This window comes from Micromonospora musae (assembly GCF_003626545.1).
In the GTDB taxonomy this organism is placed as follows: domain Bacteria; phylum Actinomycetota; class Actinomycetes; order Mycobacteriales; family Micromonosporaceae; genus Micromonospora; species Micromonospora musae.
On sequence record NZ_RAZS01000002.1, the window covers coordinates 35726 to 52996 of the forward strand.

Consider the following 17271-nt stretch of genomic DNA (forward strand, 5'->3'; position numbering starts at 1 on the left):
GCCGGCCCATCAACGCCCGTGGATGATCAGAACGGCGGGGCGGCCGGCTCCGGTGGATGTCCGCGCGCCCGGCGGGCGTCCGCCACCGCGACCGCCGCCAGCACCCCAACCGCCGTGGCGCTGGCGGCGAGCGCCGGCGCGCGCACCAGCAGCGGCGCCGACGCGAGGAGCGCCAGCACCCCGATCCACCGCGACGGCGACACCCGCCCGAAGACCTCGTACTCGAATCGGGACCGCCCGGCCAGGAAGAGCGCCGGCCCACCCAGCACCACCGCCACCCACGCCCAGGGCGGTGCCTCCGTCGGATGGTCGACGACCAGCTCGTAGCCGACCGCCACGGCGGAGAGGCCGATCACCATCACCAGGTGCGTGTCCGCCGCGGACCGGCCGATGCTCGCCGGATGCCGGGACTTGGTCACCGCCTCCGCGAGGATCTGCCCGGCCCGCTGGATGTAGATGCGCCACAGCACGACCGTGGTCGCCAACGCCAGCGCGAAGGCGGCCGCGTGCGTGACCCCGTACGGTCCCTTGCTGTACGCGACCCGGCCACCAGAATCGTCTCGCCGAGCGCGACGAGGAAAAACTGCTGGTAGCGGTCGGCCAGGTGCTCCCCGGCGATGTCCCAGCGGGAGATGGTGGACCGGCCAAGCCCGGGCACCGGCCAGCCGAAGCGGGCGGCAAGGTACTCGACGATCAGCGCGGCCGTCCAGAGCGACACCCGCCAGTTCACCGGCAGCAGCGCGCCGACGATCCAGAGCACGCCGGTGGCCGCGAAGGTGAGCGTCATCCGCAGCTTGAGTCGCCGGTACTTGTGCGGGCCGAGCGCGATGAGCAGGGTCAGCGGCCGGGACAGCTGGGCGACCACGTACGCGACGGCGAACATCAGGCCGGTCATGGTGAACGCGCGCGGGATGGCGACCCCCATCACCATGCTCGCCACCAGCGCCGTGATCACGATCCCCTGCACCCACGCGTGCTGCGGGTCGTACCGGCTGGTGGTCCAGGCGGTGCCCTGCCAGACCGACCAGAGCGCGAGGAGCAGCAGCAGGGTCTTCCCGCCGCCGGTGACCGCACTCCACCCGTGCGCGCCCCCGCCGGGCTCGGTGAGGTCCTCGAAGGCGCGGGCCGAGATCCGGGTCAGTGCGAAGACGTAGACGATGTCGAAGAAGAGCTCCAGGAACGTGGCCCGGCCCGGGTCCCGGACCGTGGGCATCAGGTGGTTCTTCCTCCCGATGGCCATGTCAGCGCCCGTCCGCGATCCAGTCCACCCGGCAGTCGTAACACCTCCGGCGGCCCGGCCCGTCGGCAACCGGGAAACCGCCCCGCCGGCCGTGCTTGCCCGACCCGCTTAGGTCAGGCTGTCCAGCGGCAGGGAGAGCGTGGCGGTCTCGGAGAGGAGGTAGAGGCTCGGGTCGACCAGGTGCAGGCGCATGGCGGCCGGTTGCGGCTCGATCGTGGGCAGCCGCTCGCCGTCCGGGGCGCGGAACCGCCAGAGGCCGCCCTCCTTCGTCTGGGAGTCGCTGCGGGGGACGAGGATCGTGTTCCGGGCGATGACCGGTGTCGCGGGACCGAACTGGTCGGGGTGGCGGGCGTGCCACCGCAGCGCTCCGGTGGCCCGGTCCAGGACGAAGAGACCCGTCGCGCCGGAGACGCACACGACACCGTCGCCGACGGCGAAGATGGTGGAGTTCAGGCCGAGCAACTCGGCGGTCTCCCCCTGGGTGCGGTAGGTCCAGCGTGGGCGGCCGGAGGAGAGCTCGAACGCCTTGATCTCGGTGGGCGCGTCGAAGGGCTGCTGGTGGCTGACGTAGAGGGTGTCCTCGTCGGCGTGGTGCTGGTCGAGCCGGGCCGTGAGGAAGGACCAGCGCAACTCGCCGCTGCCGGGGTCGAACGCCACGATCTCGTTACGGAACGGATCGCCCGTTCCGGTCGGGCGGCTCCGCGACCGGTGCCGGCACGTGACGGCGAGGCCCTGCCCGGTGGTGATCAGCCAGGCGAGCCGCATGGGTGAGCGCGGCCAGTCGGTGGTCTCGCCGGGGGCGCGCGGCAGCCAGCGGGCGGCGCCGACGTCCACGTGCCAGCGCTCGGCGCCGGTCTCCGGGTCCCGGCAGGTCAGGACGCCGGTCAGGTCGCGGTCCACGGCCTCGACGAGGATGCGGTCGTTGCCGGCGGTCGGCCACATGAGGCCCAGGGAGCTGTCGGGGATGTCGACCGCCCACCGGATCCGTCCGGTGGCCGCGTCGACGAGGTAGAGGGTCTCCTTCACCTCGGCGGCGACGATGCCGCCCCGGGTGAGGCCGGTGGAGAGGCCGATGTTGCGCAGCATCGTCTGCCGCCACACCTCCCGCCCCTGCGGGTCCACGGCGACCAGCAGACCGTGCTGGGTGTTGTCGTCGTACCCGCCCGCGATCAGCAGCCCGTCAGTCTGAAGCAGCGAGCCGTTGGAGGTGACGCCGGTCGTGACGCGCCAGCGGATCGCCCCGGTGGCGCGGTCGAGGGCGGTCAGCGTGCCGAACCCGTCGAGCACGAACAGGGTTGTGGCATCGTGCCGGGGCTCGATGCCGTACGTGCCGACGGCGGACCGCCACCGGTCGCTCGACGGGGAGTCGACGGGGGCCGGATCGGTGAACGGGCCGCCGGGGGCTGCGCCGGGCGCGGCGGTACGCGAACGCCAGGCCCACGCCGCCGCTCCGACGGCGCCACCTGCGGCGGCGGCGAGCAGCAGGGTCCGCCGCCTCATCGCACCGCGAGCGTGCGGTAGGCGCCGAGCAGCGCGGTGAACCCGGGATGCGTCACCGCGTCGGGTCCGGCGGCCTCGGCGAGCCGGCGCAGCCGCTGCTCGGCGTCGGCGGCGCAGGCACGGATCTCCTCCCCGCCGCCCGGATTCCTCGGCTTCGGCCAGACATAGTCGGTGTAGGCGTCCTCGTCGGTCGTGGCGAACTCGGTGGCCACCCCGTCGGCCCAGTGCACCTCCCGGCCGCCCTTGGACACCCCGTGGACCGAGAAGCGCCACACGGTCAGGACGTCGGCGGTCAACTCCGGGCCCATCGACACGGCGAGGGCGTCGACGTCGCGCGGTGCCACCGCGAAGTTCTGCGGATTGGTCTGGCTCCACGGGCCGGGCAGCTTCGCCGGGAAGCGGAACGAGTAGTTGACGCTGGCGGCGATGCCGCCGCCACTGGGCCGGCCGCAGACCGGCGCCTGCAGCGTCTCGTGCACGACCAGCTTCACGCCGGTGAGCACCGCGGTCTCCTCCGTGGGGTTGCGTAACGTGACCAGCAGGCGCAGGGTCGGCAGGCTCGGTGCGTCGGCGCCCGCCGACGCCTCCGGGTACGGCGACACGCTCGGTCGACCGTCGGTCGGAACATCTTCCAACACGGTGACGGCGGTGGACTCCCCGGCGAACTCCGCCTCGACCAGTTCGAGGCGCTCGTCGGCGGGCGCCGCCGCCTCCGGGGAGTCCGCAGTGGTCAGCTGCAGCACGCTGAAGACGATGGTGGCGACGAGGCCGACGACGGCGGTCACACCGGCGACGGCCTCCCAGGAGACCTTCCGGCCTCCGGCCGGGCGACGCGGCTGAGGGGGCGGCACGAGAGCACCTCGGCTTCCGGCAGCGGCTGTACGGACACCCTACGAAAGGCGAACCTGCCGCCGGCAGCTCTGTCGCGAGCACGACATGCGCCGATGGATCCCCACCGCCGGCCGGTGCCCGATCCCGCCGAACACGGATCTTGCTCCGGTACCCGGTTACCGGGCAGTATCGACCGATGACGAAGCGATGGGGCATGACGGTGCCGCTGACCGCAGTTCCGCTCGCCGACCACGCCGCGGTCTACGCCGCCCTCGACCGGGCCGGGTTCACCGACGTCTGGTCCTCCGAGGTGGCGGGGACCGACGCGTTCACCCCGCTGACGCTCGCCGCCGTCTGGCAGCCGCGCCTGCGGCTGGGTACCGCCGTGGTGCCCGCCTTCACCCGGGGGCCTGGGCTGCTCGCGATGAGCGCCGCCGCGCTGGCCGAGATCGCACCCGACCGCTTCACCCTCGGCGTCGGGTCCTCGTCACCCGTCGTCGTGCAGGACTGGAACGCGGTGCCGTTCACCGAGCCGTACCGGCGGACCCGGGACGTGCTGCGCTTCCTACGTGCCGCGCTGGCCGGCGAGACCGTGGACGGCGACTTCGACACCTTCACCGTGCGCCGGTTCGCGCTGGAGCGTCCGCCCGCCGTACCGCCGCGGCTGGTCCTCGCCGCGCTGCGCCCCGGCATGCTCCGGCTGGCCGGTGCCGAGGCCGACGGGGTCATCCTCAACTGGTTGGCCGCCGACGACGTGCCCCGCGCGCTGGCCGAGCTGGGCGCGCCGGGGCCGGGCTTTGAGGTCACCGCCCGGATCTTCGTCTGCCCCACCGAGGACGCGGCGCACGCCCGGAAGCTGGGCCGCCGGCTGATCACCAGTTACCTCACCGTCCCCGCGTACGCGGCGTTCCACCGCTGGCTCGGCCGGGAGGACGTACTCGGACCAATGTGGAAGGCGTGGGCGGACGGCGACCGGCGCGCGGCCCTCGCCGCCGTGCCGGACGACCTGGTCGACGCGCTCGTGCTGCACGGCTCGCCCGAGCAGCTGCGGCCGCAGGTGCAGCGCTACGTCGACGCGGGCGTCGAGGTGCCCGTACTCGCGGTGCTGCCGACCCCCGAGCTGGCCCCCGGCGGACCGGCGGCGCTGGCCGACCTCATCGCCCGGCTCGGCCCGGCGGCGGTGGCCCCCTCGGCCTCCGGTGCGACGGCGGTGTCGGCTTCGACGTTCGGCTCGGGCTCGCTGCCCGGCCCGGGAGAGGAGAGCTAGGTGAACCTGACCGACCGGGTCGTGGTGATCACCGGTGGGGCGGGCGGCATCGGCGCCGCGCTGGCCCGCCGGTTCAGCGCCGAGGGGGCCGCCGCCGTTGTCGTGGCCGATGTGGACGCCGAGGCCGCCCGCGCGGTCGCCGACGGCATCGGCCCGCTCGCGCACCCCGCGGCCGTCGACGTCACCGACGAGGAGCAGGTCCGCGCCCTCGTCGCCGACACCGAGCAGCGGTACGGCCGCATCGACCTGTTCTGCGCGAACGCGGGCGTCACCACCGGCGGTGGGGTCGAGGTGGACGACGCGGGATGGGACCGCGCCTGGCGGGTGAACGTGCTCGCGCACGTCTACTCGGCCCGGGCGGTGCTGCCGGGGATGCTCGCCCGCGGCGGCGGTCACCTGCTGCACACCTGCTCGGCGGCGGGCGTGCTCACGGCGGTCGGGGACGCGCCGTACACGGCGACGAAGCACGCCGCGCTCGGCTTCGCCGAGTGGCTCTCGGTCACCTACCGGGACCGCGGGATCCGGGTGAGCGCGCTCTGCCCGCAGGGCGTCGACACCCCGATGCTCGCCGACGGGCTGGCCGCCGGTCACCTCGGGGCGCGGGTCGTCGCCGCCTCCGGCGCGGTGCTCACCCCCGACCAGGTCGCCGACGTTGCCGTGGCCGGGCTGGCCGAGGAGCGCTTCCTGATCCTTCCGCACCCGGAGGTCGCCGGGTACGCCCGCCGCCGCGCCGAGGACCCGGACGGCTGGCAGGCCGGCCTGCGCAAGCTCGTCCGCCGCCTCACCACCTGAGAGCCACCTCGACCGATACCCGTCGGGTATCAGTGCTTGCCAAATCGATCATTGTTCCCGCAGCTCCCGCGAGGTGCACTGGCGAAGCGGGCGGTCAACAGGCCGCCGTTCACAGCAGCTATCACGGGAGATCGAACATGGGTCAGCTCGACGGCAGGGTCGCGGTGGTGACGGGGGCCAGCGAGGGCATCGGCTTCGCCAGCGCGCTTCGCTTCGCCGAGGAGGGCGCGTACGTCTACGTCACCGGACGGCGCAAGCCGGAACTCGACGCCGCGGTGACGCGCATCGGTGCGGCGCGCGCCAGCGGAGTGCAGGGTGATGTGACGGATCTGGCCGACCTCGACCGGCTCTTCGCCACCATCGGCGCCGAGGGGCGCCGGATCGACGTCCTCTACGCCAACGCCGGTGGGACACCGATGTCTCCGCTGGCCCAGGTGACCGAGGAGGACTACGAGAACGCCACCCAGCTCAATCTGCGCAGCGCGCTCTTCACCGTGCAGAAGGCCCTGCCGCTGCTCAACGACAACGCCTCGGTCATCCTCTGCTCGTCCACCACGGCCGGCCGTGGGGCGGCCGGCGTCGGGCTCTACGCCGCGGCCAAGGCCGGGGTCCGGTCGTTGACGCGCACCTGGGCGAACGAGCTGAAGGAGCGGGGGATCCGGGTCAACGCGCTCGCGCCGCACACCACGGAGACGCCGATGCTGCGCGGGAACGCTCCCGCCGGTACCAGCCCGGACGAGTTCCTCGCGATGCTGGCCGCGGGGGTGCCGCTGGGGCGGGTCGCCGACCCGGCCGAACAGGCCGCTGCGGCGCTCTTCCTCGCCTCCGACCAGAGCAGCTACATCACCGGTATCGAACTGCTCGTCGACGGCGGCGTCAACCAGATCTGACCGCGGGTGCCGGGCCGGCGCCGGGGCGCCGGCCCGGTCAGCCGTCAGCTCCGCGACGCGACCGCGACCGCGGTACGAACGAGTTGGTCACGCGGAGCCGACCTGGTGGCGCGCGGCCAGGCCAGCACGATCTGGTTGCTCGGCACGCCGAGCACCGGAACGGCGACGACGGAGGAACCGAGCCGGCCGGTCGCGCTCGCCCCGAGTACGACCACGAACTCGCCGAGCGCGATCCGGTCGAGGAGTTCGTCGAGGCCCACCGGCGGCGGCTGCGCCCGGAAGCGCTCATCGCTCTCCAGGTCTTCGACGGTCAGGCTGTCGCGCACGGCGAGCGGGTGCCCCGCCGGAAGGAGCGCCACCGGAGTCTCGGCGAGGAGATCGACCGCGTCCAGCCCGTCGAACTCGTCGGTGCTGCACATGAACGCCGCGTCGGCCGTACCGGAGCGCAGGGCGGCGCCCATGTCGGTGGTGAAGAGAACCTCCACCGGTACCGGATCCGGGCCGCGCCGGTAGGCGTCCAGCGTCTCGGCGAGCAGGCCCACGCCGGTGCCGGCCGGAGCGGCGAGCACCAACCGGCGCGACCGGGCGGCCTGCTGGGTACGCCGTACCCCGCTGTCGAGCGCGCCGAGGATCTTGCCGCTCTCCCGAAGGAACACCTCACCGGCCGGGGTGAGGTCGACCCGCCGGCTGGTGCGATCGAAGAGGCGGACGCCCAGCCGGCGCTCCAGCCTGCTGATCGCCCGGGACAGCGGCGGCTGGGCCATGCCCAGCTCTTCGGCGGCGCGGCCGAAGTGCCGGTGCTCGGCCACCGCGACGAAGTAGACGAGGTCCCGAACCTCCGGTCGATCCATACCCCCAGGGTACCGATCGTGACCGTGGCGATACCTTGCCCGCGGCCGCGACCTGCCCGTTTCGGGCCGGGCCACGCCGTGCCGCAGATCAGATCACCCACCCGTCGTTGAAGGTGATCAGGTACCGCTCCACCGCGATCTGCAGCGTCGAGGCGGTCGACGGCGAGCCCGTCTTCAGCGAAGGCCCGTACGTCGAGACCAAGGAGCACCTCGGCGGCTTCGCCGTCGTGGACGTGCCCGACGACGAAACGGCGCGGTACTGGGCGGGCAGGCTCGCGACCGCGCTCGACTGGCCGCAGGAGGTGCACCGGTTCCGGGGTCCCGGGGCACGCCCGGCGTGACGGCTCCGGGGAGTTCAGCGCGGTGACCGGTTCCACCGCCGAGCAGGCGATCACCCGTCCTCGGCGCGCGGGTCGTCGCCGCCTCCGACGCGGTGCTCACCCCCGACCAGGTCGCCGACGCCGCCGTGGCCGGGCTGGCCGAGGAGCGCTTCCCGATCCTTCCGCACCCGGAGGTCGCCGGGTACGCCCGCCGCCGCGTCGAGGACCCGGACGGTTGGCAGGCGGGCCTGCGCAAGCTCGTCCGCCGCCTCACGCCCTTACCTGCCCGCGCGGTCCGACTCCGCGACACGTCGCTCTCGTGCCGGATACGGTGCGCGGCTTCCCATGGGCGCAGGTCATAGTGGTCCGGCATGGATCCGGTCCGGGTCTCAGTCGCGCGGTCGGCCCGCCGACGGTATTGAGCGCTGGATCCGCAGCACTGCCGCGCCGGCCAGGTAGGCGATCAGCGCGGCCAGCGGCAGACCGATCAGGTAGCTGCCGGTGCGCGGGGCGGTGTTGTTGCTGAAGAGGCCGACCACGGCGGCGGCGAAGCCGACGACGGTGAGCAGTAGCCGGGGGAGCGGGCGCCTCAACAGGTCGGCGACGCCGGCGGGCAGCCACGCCGGTCGGATCCGCGGCCGCCGCTCGCGGCGCAGCTCGATCCGCCCGAAGATGGCGACCAGCGCGGCTAGGACCACGGCCAGCATGATCAGCCAGGGGATCCGGAAGAGCCACCAGGCGGCGCTGCCCACCGCGGGGGAGGGGAGTGCGTTCACGGCATCGAGCAGCCCGGCGAGCAGGATCACCGCGGTCAGGTGCCAGAGGAAGAGGGTCAGCACGACGGCATTGAGCCCGACCACCACCGTCCATGGGCGCAGCCGGCGCAGCCAGCGCTCCGCCCGGTCGCGCAGCAGCATGATCAGCCCGAGCTGGGCGGTGGCCAGCGAGAGCAGGGCCAAGCTCGGTGGCGACATGTTCTGCAGCCGCTCGCCGGGCACATTGATCATGCTGGTCGGGTACGGGCCGACCACCGTCAGCAGGATCAGCGCGAGCAACCCGGCCACCAGCAGCGGTACCCCCAGCCGCGGCCGGATCGGCAGGTCGCCGGTGCGCCAGGCGAACCCGACCTGGTGCATCGCCAGCCAACCGAAGAGGAAGTTGCCGTACCCGAGTTCCTTCGCGCCGAGGACTCGCGCGATGTCACCGAAGAGGAGGAGCACCAGCAACGCGGCCGGTACGGCCAGCCCGAAGCGTTCGTGCAGCGGGTACGTCACCGGGGTCAGCAGCACCACGAACAGATAGGCGGAGAGGAACCAGAGCGGGATAGTGGCGTACCAGGTCACCATCCGGACCTGGGACGGCTCGGCGCCGACCAGCCGGGCCACCAGGCCGGCCACGGCGAGGGTCACCAGCAGCACGGTGGTCGGCCGCATCAGCCGGCCGCTGCGATCCTGGAGCCAGGCCACCGCGTCGTCGCCGCGTCGCCGGTGACTGGTTAGCGACGCGGCGTTGGCGTACCCGCCGACCAGGAAGAAGACCGGCATCACCTGGAACAGCCAGGTGCCGGGCCGAGCGTCCACCAGGTCCTCGAGTGCGGAGCGCCCGACCAGCTGGCCGGCCGCGTCGTGACCGATCGAGCTGATGAGCCAGTGGCCGATCACCACCGCGATGATCGCGAACGCACGGAGCAGGTCGACATAGCGTTCCCGCTCGGCCGGGGTGTTCCGGGCGAGCTGGCTCAACCGGCCCCGCATGTGGCCAGGCTAGTGCCGCGTCAGGCAACGTTTGCCCTGTTGTGATGGGACGCGCCCTGTCCGATGCCGTGCCGGGCGGCACGGGGCCGTCACCGTGTACCGGCGCGCCGCACGTGACTGAGACGTCGCTGAAGCGGGGAAGCACTCCGGCCGGACCAGCCCGGACGCTTCAGACCTGATCGACTTTGCGGAATGGTGTCGTATCGAGGCATCGCCGTTCGTGGAACCTGTGTACGGCAGCCGGCTGGGCCGCCGAACACGAGGAGCCGGGAAGGCCCTCGCCCCGGGACTGAGAGGAGACGCGCATGACGGAGTACCTGATCACCTTCAACGACGAGTGGGTGGCCGAGCACACGGCGGAGGAGTTGCGTCAGAAGAGCACGGCCAGCTGGGCCGTGATGAAGGAGATGCAGGCCGACGGGATCCTGCTGTTCAGCAACGGCGGGCTCGACCGCTCCACCGCGATCTGCAGCGTCGAGGCGGTCGACGGCGAGCCCGTCTTCAGCGACGGCCCGTACGTCGAGACCAAGGAGCACCTCGGCGGCTTCGCCGTCGTGGACGTGCCCGACGACGAAGCGGCGCGGTACTGGGCGGGCAGGCTCGCGACCGCGCTCGACTGGCCGCAGGAGGTGCACCGGTTCCGGGGTCCCGGTGCACGCCCGGCTTGACGGCTCCGGGGAGTCGAGCGCGGTGACCGGTTTCACCGTCGAGCAGGCGATCACCCGTCTCCACCAGGAGGAGTGGGGGCGGATGGTCGCCGGGCTCGCGCGTCGCTTCGGCGACCTCGACGTCGCCGAGGAAGCGACCGCCGAGGCGTTCGTCGCGGCCGCGGAGCGGTGGCCGCGCGAGGGCGTACCACCGAATCCCGGCGGTTGGCTCGCCACCACCGCTGCCCGTAAGGCGATCGACCGGCTCCGCCGCGAGTCGCAGCGCGACGCCAAACAACGGGAGGCCCGGATCGTGTACGACGACACCCCGCCCGAGCCGACCGGCCCGGTCGAGGACGACCGGCTCAGACTCATCTTCACCTGCTGTCACCCCGCGCTCGCGATGGAGGCGCGGGTGGCGCTCACCCTCCGCCTGCTCGGCGGCCTCACCGTCGCCGAGATCGCCCGCGCCTTTCTCGTGCAGGAGGCCACGATGGCGCGCCGCATCACCCGCGCCAAGGCGAAGATCAGCGCGGCGCGCATCCCCTACCGGGTGCCCTCGGCCGACGACCTCCGCGAGCGAATCGCCGGCGTGCTCGCGGTCGTCTACCTCGTCTTCAACGAGGGCTATCTCGCCGGTGCGGGGGACGAGCCGGTACGCGTCGACCTCACCGACGAGGCGATCCGCCTCGGCCGCCTGCTCCGGGCCCTCCTGCCGGAGCACGGCGAGGTGGCCGGCCTGCTCGCCCTGATGCTCCTCATCGATGCCCGGCGGGCGGCGCGGGTCTCCCGCACCGGAGAGCTGGTGACGCTCGACGAGCAGGACCGCGGCGCCTGGGACCGCACACTTCTCGCGGAGGGCAACGCCCTGCTCCGCGAGCGGATCGAGGCGGTGGCGACGGGCGGTGACCCACCGGGGCGCTACCAGCTGTTGGCCGCGATCAACGCCGTCCACACCGGCGTCCCCTCCGCCCGGGACACCGACTGGTCCACCATCGCCGCCCTCTACGGCCGCCTGGTGCTGCTCGACCCCTCACCGATCGTGCGGCTCAACCGGGCGGTCGCGGTCGCCGAGGTCGACGGGCCCGGGGTCGGGCTCGCCGAGATCGACCGGCTCGCGGGGGCCCTCGACGGCTACCACGCCTTCCACGCCGCGCGCGCCGACCTGCTGCGGCGGCTCGGGCGCGGCGGGGAGTCGCGGGCCGCGTACGACCGGGCCATCGGGCTCGCCGGCAACTCCGCGGAGCGCGCCTACCTCACCCGCCGCCGAGACCAGCTCGTCGGGTGACCGACACGTACGGCTGATCCGGCAGCGTCAGCGGGAGATGCGGATGCGACGGTCGGAAGAGAGTTGACAGGCTCGCGTCGGCTGCGGCAATCTGGCAGCCGCCCACGCGACCCGGCGTAGGCACTCTGCATGAGGGAATGACGCCTGTGATCCAGGTAGGCCGAGCGGCCGCCTGAGTGTCGAGCACGTGACGACTGATCGTCGCGCAGCTCCAGCTCGGTTCAGCGGTCCCACGTTTCTTCCGCCGACCGCAGCTTCTCTCCTGCATCGAGGTTCACGTTGAGCATGGATCTTCGTATCCAGCAGTCCGTCGTCGCCAACCTCTCCCAGCGGCCCGCGCCCGTCGAGGTGGGGCCGTTCGTGATCGGGATGGATCCGACGACGACCAGTCCCCACATCAACTACGCGACGCCGCGCCCCGGAACCACCATCACCGCGGCCGACGTCACCGCCCTGGTCGCCGCCTTCCGCGCGGCTGATCGCCGACCGCGCCTGGAGTACGTCACCAGTTGCGCTCCGGAGCTGGAGGCGCTTCTGGTCGCCGCCGGCTTCAGCGTGGAGGCCCGGCACACCTACCTGATCTGTGTGCCCGGCGCACTGCGTAAACCTGCCACGCTCGACCGGCTCTCGCTGTGCGAGCCGGCCACCGACGGTCAGCGCGCCGCGTTGATCAGCGCGCAGAACGAAGCCTTCGGCGGCGACCCGGTCGCCTCCGAGGCCGACGTGGCGCGGCTCCGGCGGATGCAGAGCGCCGGCGGGGTGGCGGTCATGGCCGTCACCGACGACGGCACCTGCGTGGGTGGGGGAGGGGCGTCCCCGCCCGTCGGTGCGGTGAGCGAGGTGGCTGGCATCGCCGTTCGCCTGCCCTACCGCCGCCGTGGACTGGCGGGCGCGATCACCGCCGGAACCACCCGGCGGCTCTTCGCCGCGGGCGTGGAGCTCGCCTGGCTGGAGTCCTCCGGTGAGGAATCGGGACGGGTGTACGAGCGCGTCGGCTACCGACCCGCTGGTCAACGGCTCTACATCGCCGTGGAGTGAGGGCCGCAGCCCGGGCCGCGGTCACCGACCGAGGCCCGGGCCGCCTCCGCGGCTGTCCCGCGGGTCGTGAATGGACGCGCGGGACAGCCGCCCCGGTTGCCGGGTCATCCGGAGTCGCGGTGATCCCTGAGCGGGCGTGGCACACCCCAGGGCTGTTCAGTGTGGATACGCGCGGGGGATGCGGGCGTGCAGGAGTTCGTCGCGGAACGCCTGGATGCGCGCGATGACCTGTCGCCTGCCGATGGTGTTCTCGATGCGGTCGAGGTAGAGGCACCGCGCGGCGAGTTTGTCGAGGTCGACGGTGAAGTAGATGGCCATCAGCGGGTTGACGAAGAGGTCGCCGCCGGTGGTGCGCCGGCTGAACCGGACGTCTCCGAACGCGCCGCTGGTCGCGGCGGCGATCTGCCCCTGGACGATGCTCGGCCGGTCCGGGGTGGCGGCCTGGGCGTCCGCGACGGCATCGCGGTACAGTGCCGCCTCCCGGCTGGGGCCGGGGATGGAGAGTGCGCCGAGGTAGCCGCCGTCGCGGTCGAGTGCGGCGAGGTTCTCCAGCACCTCGACGTGGTTGACGCCGTCGTAGGCGTCGATGCCGAAGCCGAGACTGGTCACCAACTTGACCGGCACGTCCAGCTCGGCCACGGCGGCCAGGCTGGTGATGTCCTCCACCGGGGTGCCGAGATCGCTCTCGTCGCCGCGCAGCAGGATGTCGGTGCCGCCGTCGACCAGCACCACCGCGTCGAGGTCGAGGCGTTCGACCAGGTGCCGGTACGCCGCCCGGAGCGTCTGGACGCCGAGCGGCGGAATGGCGTACACGGTCGACGGCAGCTCCTGCGCCGCCAGCCACCGGGCGAGGGTCCGTTCGGGGAAGTACCAGTCCGGGCTGGTGGTGTCGGGCCGCACCGCCGCTACGTGCTCCGCCACCCATGATTCCCGGTCGATCAGTTCGAGCTCGGAGAAGGAGAGGCTGGCCAGGTGCACCTGCGCGCCGCGGTTCCGGAGGGCGAACGCCAGGGGCAGGCCGGCGTAGACGTCGAATCCCCCGCCCGCTCCGGCGATGAGGATGTTCCGCGCCGGAGCCAGCGCGGCGAAGAGCGGCGGAACGGCCAACGAGAACGCGCCGGATTCGGCCGGCAGCACGGAGCGGTTCGTCACCGCCCAATGATCATCCACGCCCGCTCGCTGACTCCTGGCGGTCCACGGGCCGGACCCCGAGCCGCTGTGCCGGCGCGGACGCGCTCGCCGATCAGCCGGGCGTTGCCGGTGGGGTGGGCGGCGGCAGGAACCGCCCGCGCGCCACGGCCACGACCGACCGTACGGCGATACCGCCGATCAGGATCGTGATGGCGGCCAGCAGGAGGTACGCGTAGATGCGATGACCGGGCGGTTTGCCGTCGCTGATCCAGTGCAGGGCGACCGTCGCCACCGCGGCCCAGGAGAAGGTGAACGACCAGAAGCCCGGGCCGAAGTGCAGCCGCAGGTAGAGCGGGAGCAGGCGGATCTGCGCGAGGACCAGGAGCAGCCCGTACCCGGAGATCAGCATCACCCAGACGTCGATCTCGCCGCCGTTGCGGGCGAAGAGCGCGATCCCGGCCACGGCGGCGGGGGCGATCTCGATCGCGAGCGTCGGTACGAGCGGCGCCGGGAGCCGCGGCCGGGTGAAGAGGCGGTTCATGATCAGCGAGCCGAGCACCAGCCAGCAGATGAGCGCGAGCCCGAACATGACGTCCGCCAGGGTGTGCTGACCGACGATGTGCGCGGCGGTCGCGGCGATGAAGCCGCCAGCCACGGTGGGCAGGAAGTAGCCGGGGTGGATCTGGTCGATGTCGAGCCGGCCGTAGATCCACTGCCCGGTTATCCAGCCGCCGTAGAGCAGGGTGAGGACCAGGAAGATGTCGACGAGGATCCGTCCGACGCTGCGGTTGTGCGGAGCGACGCCCTGCGCGGCGAGCAGCAGCGGGGTGATGACGGCGAGCGAGACGAACGCGCCGGTGACCGGGTCCACCATGTCGTGGACGAAGGTTCTGGGCCGGGGCAGTGCGTACGCCGCGTACGCCACCAGCACGACGATCCAGGTCAGCGCGGCGAGCGCCAGCAGGGCGTTGCCGATCTCCGCCGGTACGTGGCCGTCGCGTCCGGCCACGACCCAGGCGTTGCCCAGGCCGGCGAGGCCGAAGGGGATGCCGAAGAAGTTCGGCGGAATCCGGACGGCCATCTGACACCTTCCCTGGCGGGCGGTCCCGATCGGGCGTTTCCGGTCTCCATCCTGCCCGCAGCCCGATCCGCCGCGCGGTCGATTCGGCCAATCGCGGGGGCGGCCGGGTCGGTGGGTGCCCGCCGCCCGGATGATCATCGGATTTCGGTGTCCCGCGCGCCCGCCGGTGGCGGATTCCCGCCGGTTTCCGTCGGCGAATGGCAACGTGGTAGCCCATGGACAGGGAACACGTTGCCGGCTGGATCGCCGCCTACGAGCGGGCGTGGCGTACGCCGGGCACGAACGCGCTGGTCACGCTCTTCACCGAGGACGCGAGTTACCGGCAGGGGCCGTACTGGACGCCCGTCGCCGGTCTGCCGGCCATCGGCCGGATGTGGGAGAAACAGCGCAAAGGCCCCGACGAGGTGTTCCGGATGACCAGTGAGATCGTCGCGGTCGACGGTGACACCGCGGTGGCACGGCTGGAGGTCCGCTACGGCGACCCGGTCGACCAGGAGTACCGCGATCTGTGGATCATGCGTTTCGCCCAGGACGGACGTTGCCGCCTCTTCGAGGAGTGGCCGTTCTGGCCGGGGCAGCAGCCGGAGAACCCGCCGCAGTGAACTCCGGCCCGAGGAGCCGATCACGGCAGGAGACAGGGTTGAGGAATATCGGAACGAAACCGGCGCTAAGCCGTTGCAGGGTTTGAGAGCGCTTTGACCTGGGGCTCGGCGGGGGCGGAGCCTTCGGCAGTCGTGTTGATCACTGACTGCCTGGAGGTCCGGGGTGTCGAGCAGTTGGGCGTCGCGGACGCGTCGGCGTTGAAGGCGTACGGCGAGCGGGACCGGTTGCGGCGCGGCCCGGTGCGGGTCTCCGGGCCGCAGATGAAGTGGGCGCTTGAGCGGGCGGCGGAGATCGACGCGTTCGGTATGGGTGAGCTGGACGTGTCCGGGATAACGCCGCGGCGGCTGGCGGAGCTGTCGCGGTACGGCGTGGACGGCAAGGCGTCCCTGCTGCGGCGCCACGGCGACTCCCGTCGCCTGGCCACCCTGCTGGCCACCGCGGTTGCCGCCGATCGACTCGGACGCGGATGCGGCGGACGGGTTCGACGTCCGCGACGAGGACGTCGCCCGCCTCGCCCCGTTCGTACGGCACCACATCAACATGCACGGGCGGTACTCGTTCCAGCTGCCGGACATGCCCGGCCGGCTGCGCCCGCTGCGCGACAAGGACGCCACCGACGAGTGATGCGCCGCGTTGGGCGGGGATAGCTCTCCCTGCCCAGCCCATGGGCTGGTTTGCCTGCGGAGAGGTCGCTGTGCGAGCCTCTTACCTCATCTCTCTGAAAGGGCTGGTCGTGACGCTCGGCATGGTTCTCGGCGACTACTCCTCTCGCGCTTCGACGCGGGAGCGGTAGCCCTACCTGCCCTGACACACGCGCCCGTGCTGCAGCACGGGCCGTTTGCCCTGCTCCTCGTCGAAGTGCTCTTCGTGCCCCTGCACGTTCGATCACGAGGAGTACGCGGTGTCCACGATCCACTGGACCGAGACGAACACCCCCCGTTCCGCCCGCTGGCATTCCGAGAGCGCGACACCGCCTCCCAGCCGGATCATCGGAGCGGACGACCGTATGAGAGCCGACGCTGCTTACCGTCTGGCCTGTGACGGCACCGCCTTGCTGTGGCAGGGCGACTTCCACAACGCACGTCAACTACTGCAAGCGATGGGCCGCCGCATCGACCGGAAACCTTCCTGGCAAGGCGGCAGCCCAGCAGAGTCCTTCCACCTGCACCGCAGGGCGCGCGGCCGCCGGGCCCGCGTGCTCGGCAGGCTCATCGTCCGGCTGGAAGACAACTACTGCCTGAACCTGCGCAGAGCCCCCGATGTGCGCCAGGCATGCACCGAGGCGTACGGTCCACCGTCCGAGCCGATGGCCGTCTCGCTCACAGAACTACTGGGCGTGATCGGAGCGCACCAGTGGCGCACAAAGGGCGTGGAGGTACCCGCCCTCGACGCTCGCATTCACCCTCACTACGGCGTGTTCTCCCCAGTCAGGGGCGAATACGTCGACCTCGTCGCACATGCACCGCTCCCCGCACTGGCGGCCCACCGCGCAGGTCGCCGTACCGCATTCGACCTCGGGACGGGGACGGGAGTCCTCGCCGCCGTCCTGGCCCGCCGGGGAATCGATCACGTTGTGGCCACCGACATCAGCCCGCGTGCCCTGTCCTGCGCCCGCGAGAACGTCCGCCGACTGCACCTCACCGGGCACGTCGACATCGTGGGCCCCAGCCTGTTTCCCGAAGGGCGCGCGGACCTCATCGTCTGCAACCCACCCTGGATTCCAGCCCGGCCCACCTCCGCGCTGGAGCAAGGTGTCTACGACCTGGGCAGCAGCATGCTCCGCAGCTTCCTGGACGGACTCACCGCGCATCTCGAACCGGGAGGTGAAGGGTGGCTCATCCTGTCGGATTTGGCCGAGCGCCTCGGACTCAGGACGCGCAGCGAACTTCTGGCCGACATCAAGGCAGCGGGCCTGCATGTGGTGGACAGGACTGATACTCGGCCGCGGCATCCACGAGCGAGGGACACCACTGATCCCCTCCACGCCGCCCGAGCCACGGAAGTCACTTCGCTTTGGCGCCTCGCCAGCACTTGACGA

General features: G+C 72.2%; 15 protein-coding genes and 3 pseudogenes. 11 read left to right on the plus strand and 7 right to left on the minus strand.

Features of this window, described 5'->3' with window-relative positions; all coding sequences use genetic code 11:
- Positions 1-26 precede the first annotated feature (26 nt).
- The 3 genes and pseudogenes from D7147_RS04540 to D7147_RS32330 form a co-directional block, all read right to left on the minus strand.
- Positions 27-1240, minus strand: a pseudogene (locus D7147_RS04540) (low temperature requirement protein A).
- A 108-nt stretch (positions 1241-1348) separates the two neighbouring features.
- The gene (locus D7147_RS32325; RefSeq protein ID WP_158609275.1) at positions 1349-2740 is read right to left on the minus strand and encodes an outer membrane protein assembly factor BamB family protein; all 1392 of its coding nucleotides are present in this window, start codon (positions 2738-2740) and stop codon (positions 1349-1351) included.
- Positions 2737-3591 (minus strand): hypothetical protein, encoded by an 855-nt coding sequence (locus tag D7147_RS32330; protein ID WP_158609276.1) that lies wholly within the window; start codon positions 3589-3591, stop codon positions 2737-2739. The genes D7147_RS32325 and D7147_RS32330 overlap by 4 nt, the downstream gene beginning before the upstream one ends.
- A gap of 194 nt (positions 3592-3785) precedes the next feature.
- On the opposite strand from D7147_RS32330, the pseudogene D7147_RS04555 reads away from it, so the two are divergent.
- The 3 genes and pseudogenes from D7147_RS04555 to D7147_RS04565 all read left to right on the plus strand — a co-directional run.
- Positions 3786-4742, plus strand: a pseudogene (locus D7147_RS04555) (LLM class F420-dependent oxidoreductase); the annotation flags it as partial.
- 96 nt (positions 4743-4838) lie between these two features.
- Positions 4839-5630: an SDR family oxidoreductase gene (locus tag D7147_RS04560; RefSeq protein WP_120674040.1), complete on the plus strand. Its 792-nt coding sequence runs from the start codon at positions 4839-4841 to the stop codon at positions 5628-5630.
- A 137-nt stretch (positions 5631-5767) separates the two neighbouring features.
- Positions 5768-6520: an SDR family NAD(P)-dependent oxidoreductase gene (locus D7147_RS04565; RefSeq protein WP_120674041.1), complete on the plus strand. Its 753-nt coding sequence runs from the start codon at positions 5768-5770 to the stop codon at positions 6518-6520.
- Positions 6521-6564: 44 nt separating this feature from the next.
- On the opposite strand, the gene D7147_RS04570 is transcribed toward D7147_RS04565, so the two are convergent.
- Complete coding sequence (locus D7147_RS04570; protein ID WP_120674042.1) at positions 6565-7371, minus strand: LysR family transcriptional regulator; 807 nt, start codon at positions 7369-7371, stop codon at positions 6565-6567.
- A 113-nt stretch (positions 7372-7484) separates the two neighbouring features.
- Between D7147_RS04570 and D7147_RS04575 the strand changes: the two genes are divergently transcribed.
- Positions 7485-7712: a YciI family protein gene (locus D7147_RS04575; protein ID WP_233563008.1), complete on the plus strand. Its 228-nt coding sequence runs from the start codon at positions 7485-7487 to the stop codon at positions 7710-7712.
- Between the two features lie 59 nt (positions 7713-7771).
- Positions 7772-8053, plus strand: a pseudogene (locus D7147_RS04580) (hypothetical protein); the annotation flags it as partial.
- Positions 8054-8080: 27 nt separating this feature from the next.
- Here the strand turns inward: D7147_RS04580 and D7147_RS04585 are convergent.
- Positions 8081-9445: an acyltransferase family protein gene (locus D7147_RS04585; protein ID WP_120674044.1), complete on the minus strand. Its 1365-nt coding sequence runs from the start codon at positions 9443-9445 to the stop codon at positions 8081-8083.
- A 305-nt stretch (positions 9446-9750) separates the two neighbouring features.
- Here D7147_RS04585 and D7147_RS04590 point away from each other — a divergent pair, with 305 nt between their 5' ends.
- The 3 genes from D7147_RS04590 to D7147_RS04600 all read left to right on the plus strand — a co-directional run bounded on the left by D7147_RS04590 (position 9751) and on the right by D7147_RS04600 (position 12418).
- The gene (locus D7147_RS04590; RefSeq protein ID WP_120674045.1) at positions 9751-10113 is read left to right on the plus strand and encodes a YciI family protein; all 363 of its coding nucleotides are present in this window, start codon (positions 9751-9753) and stop codon (positions 10111-10113) included.
- A gap of 82 nt (positions 10114-10195) precedes the next feature.
- Positions 10196-11380, plus strand: a complete 1185-nt coding sequence (locus D7147_RS04595; protein WP_199734107.1) for an RNA polymerase sigma factor — start codon at positions 10196-10198, stop codon at positions 11378-11380.
- A gap of 285 nt (positions 11381-11665) precedes the next feature.
- Complete coding sequence (locus tag D7147_RS04600; RefSeq protein ID WP_120674046.1) at positions 11666-12418, plus strand: GNAT family N-acetyltransferase; 753 nt, start codon at positions 11666-11668, stop codon at positions 12416-12418.
- Between the two features lie 156 nt (positions 12419-12574).
- On the opposite strand, the gene D7147_RS04605 is transcribed toward D7147_RS04600, so the two are convergent.
- Together D7147_RS04605 and D7147_RS04610 are read right to left on the minus strand one after the other, a co-directional pair.
- Positions 12575-13570, minus strand: coding sequence for a DUF1152 domain-containing protein (locus D7147_RS04605; RefSeq protein ID WP_233562930.1), 996 nt, complete (start codon positions 13568-13570; stop codon positions 12575-12577).
- Positions 13571-13661: 91 nt separating this feature from the next.
- Positions 13662-14630 (minus strand): SLAC1 family transporter, encoded by a 969-nt coding sequence (locus D7147_RS04610; protein ID WP_120674047.1) that lies wholly within the window; start codon positions 14628-14630, stop codon positions 13662-13664.
- A gap of 215 nt (positions 14631-14845) precedes the next feature.
- Here D7147_RS04610 and D7147_RS04615 point away from each other — a divergent pair, with 215 nt between their 5' ends.
- From D7147_RS04615 to D7147_RS04625, 3 genes are all read left to right on the plus strand, one after another.
- Positions 14846-15232, plus strand: a complete 387-nt coding sequence (locus D7147_RS04615) for a YybH family protein (RefSeq protein ID WP_120674048.1) — start codon at positions 14846-14848, stop codon at positions 15230-15232.
- A gap of 442 nt (positions 15233-15674) precedes the next feature.
- Positions 15675-15857, plus strand: coding sequence for a hypothetical protein (locus tag D7147_RS32335; RefSeq protein WP_158609277.1), 183 nt, complete (start codon positions 15675-15677; stop codon positions 15855-15857).
- 277 nt (positions 15858-16134) lie between these two features.
- Positions 16135-17268: a methyltransferase gene (locus tag D7147_RS04625; RefSeq protein ID WP_120674049.1), complete on the plus strand. Its 1134-nt coding sequence runs from the start codon at positions 16135-16137 to the stop codon at positions 17266-17268.
- Positions 17269-17271 lie beyond the last annotated feature (3 nt).

What these genes read in the sequence shown, in the direction of transcription:
- D7147_RS04595 (WP_199734107.1), top strand. Translation starts at nt 10,196, where the DNA reads ATGGTCGCCGGGCTCGCGCGTCGCTTCGGCGACCTCGACGTCGCCGAG.
- D7147_RS04590 (WP_120674045.1), top strand. Translation starts at nt 9,751, where the DNA reads ATGACGGAGTACCTGATCACCTTCAACGACGAGTGGGTGGCCGAGCAC.
- D7147_RS32325 (WP_158609275.1), bottom strand. Translation starts at nt 2,740, where the DNA reads ATGAGGCGGCGGACCCTGCTGCTCGCCGCCGCCGCAGGTGGCGCCGTC.
- D7147_RS04615 (WP_120674048.1), top strand. Translation starts at nt 14,846, where the DNA reads ATGGACAGGGAACACGTTGCCGGCTGGATCGCCGCCTACGAGCGGGCG.
- D7147_RS04570 (WP_120674042.1), bottom strand. Translation starts at nt 7,371, where the DNA reads ATGGATCGACCGGAGGTTCGGGACCTCGTCTACTTCGTCGCGGTGGCC.
- D7147_RS04610 (WP_120674047.1), bottom strand. Translation starts at nt 14,630, where the DNA reads ATGGCCGTCCGGATTCCGCCGAACTTCTTCGGCATCCCCTTCGGCCTC.
- D7147_RS04585 (WP_120674044.1), bottom strand. Translation starts at nt 9,445, where the DNA reads ATGCGGGGCCGGTTGAGCCAGCTCGCCCGGAACACCCCGGCCGAGCGG.
- D7147_RS04565 (WP_120674041.1), top strand. Translation starts at nt 5,768, where the DNA reads ATGGGTCAGCTCGACGGCAGGGTCGCGGTGGTGACGGGGGCCAGCGAG.
- D7147_RS04600 (WP_120674046.1), top strand. Translation starts at nt 11,666, where the DNA reads ATGGATCTTCGTATCCAGCAGTCCGTCGTCGCCAACCTCTCCCAGCGG.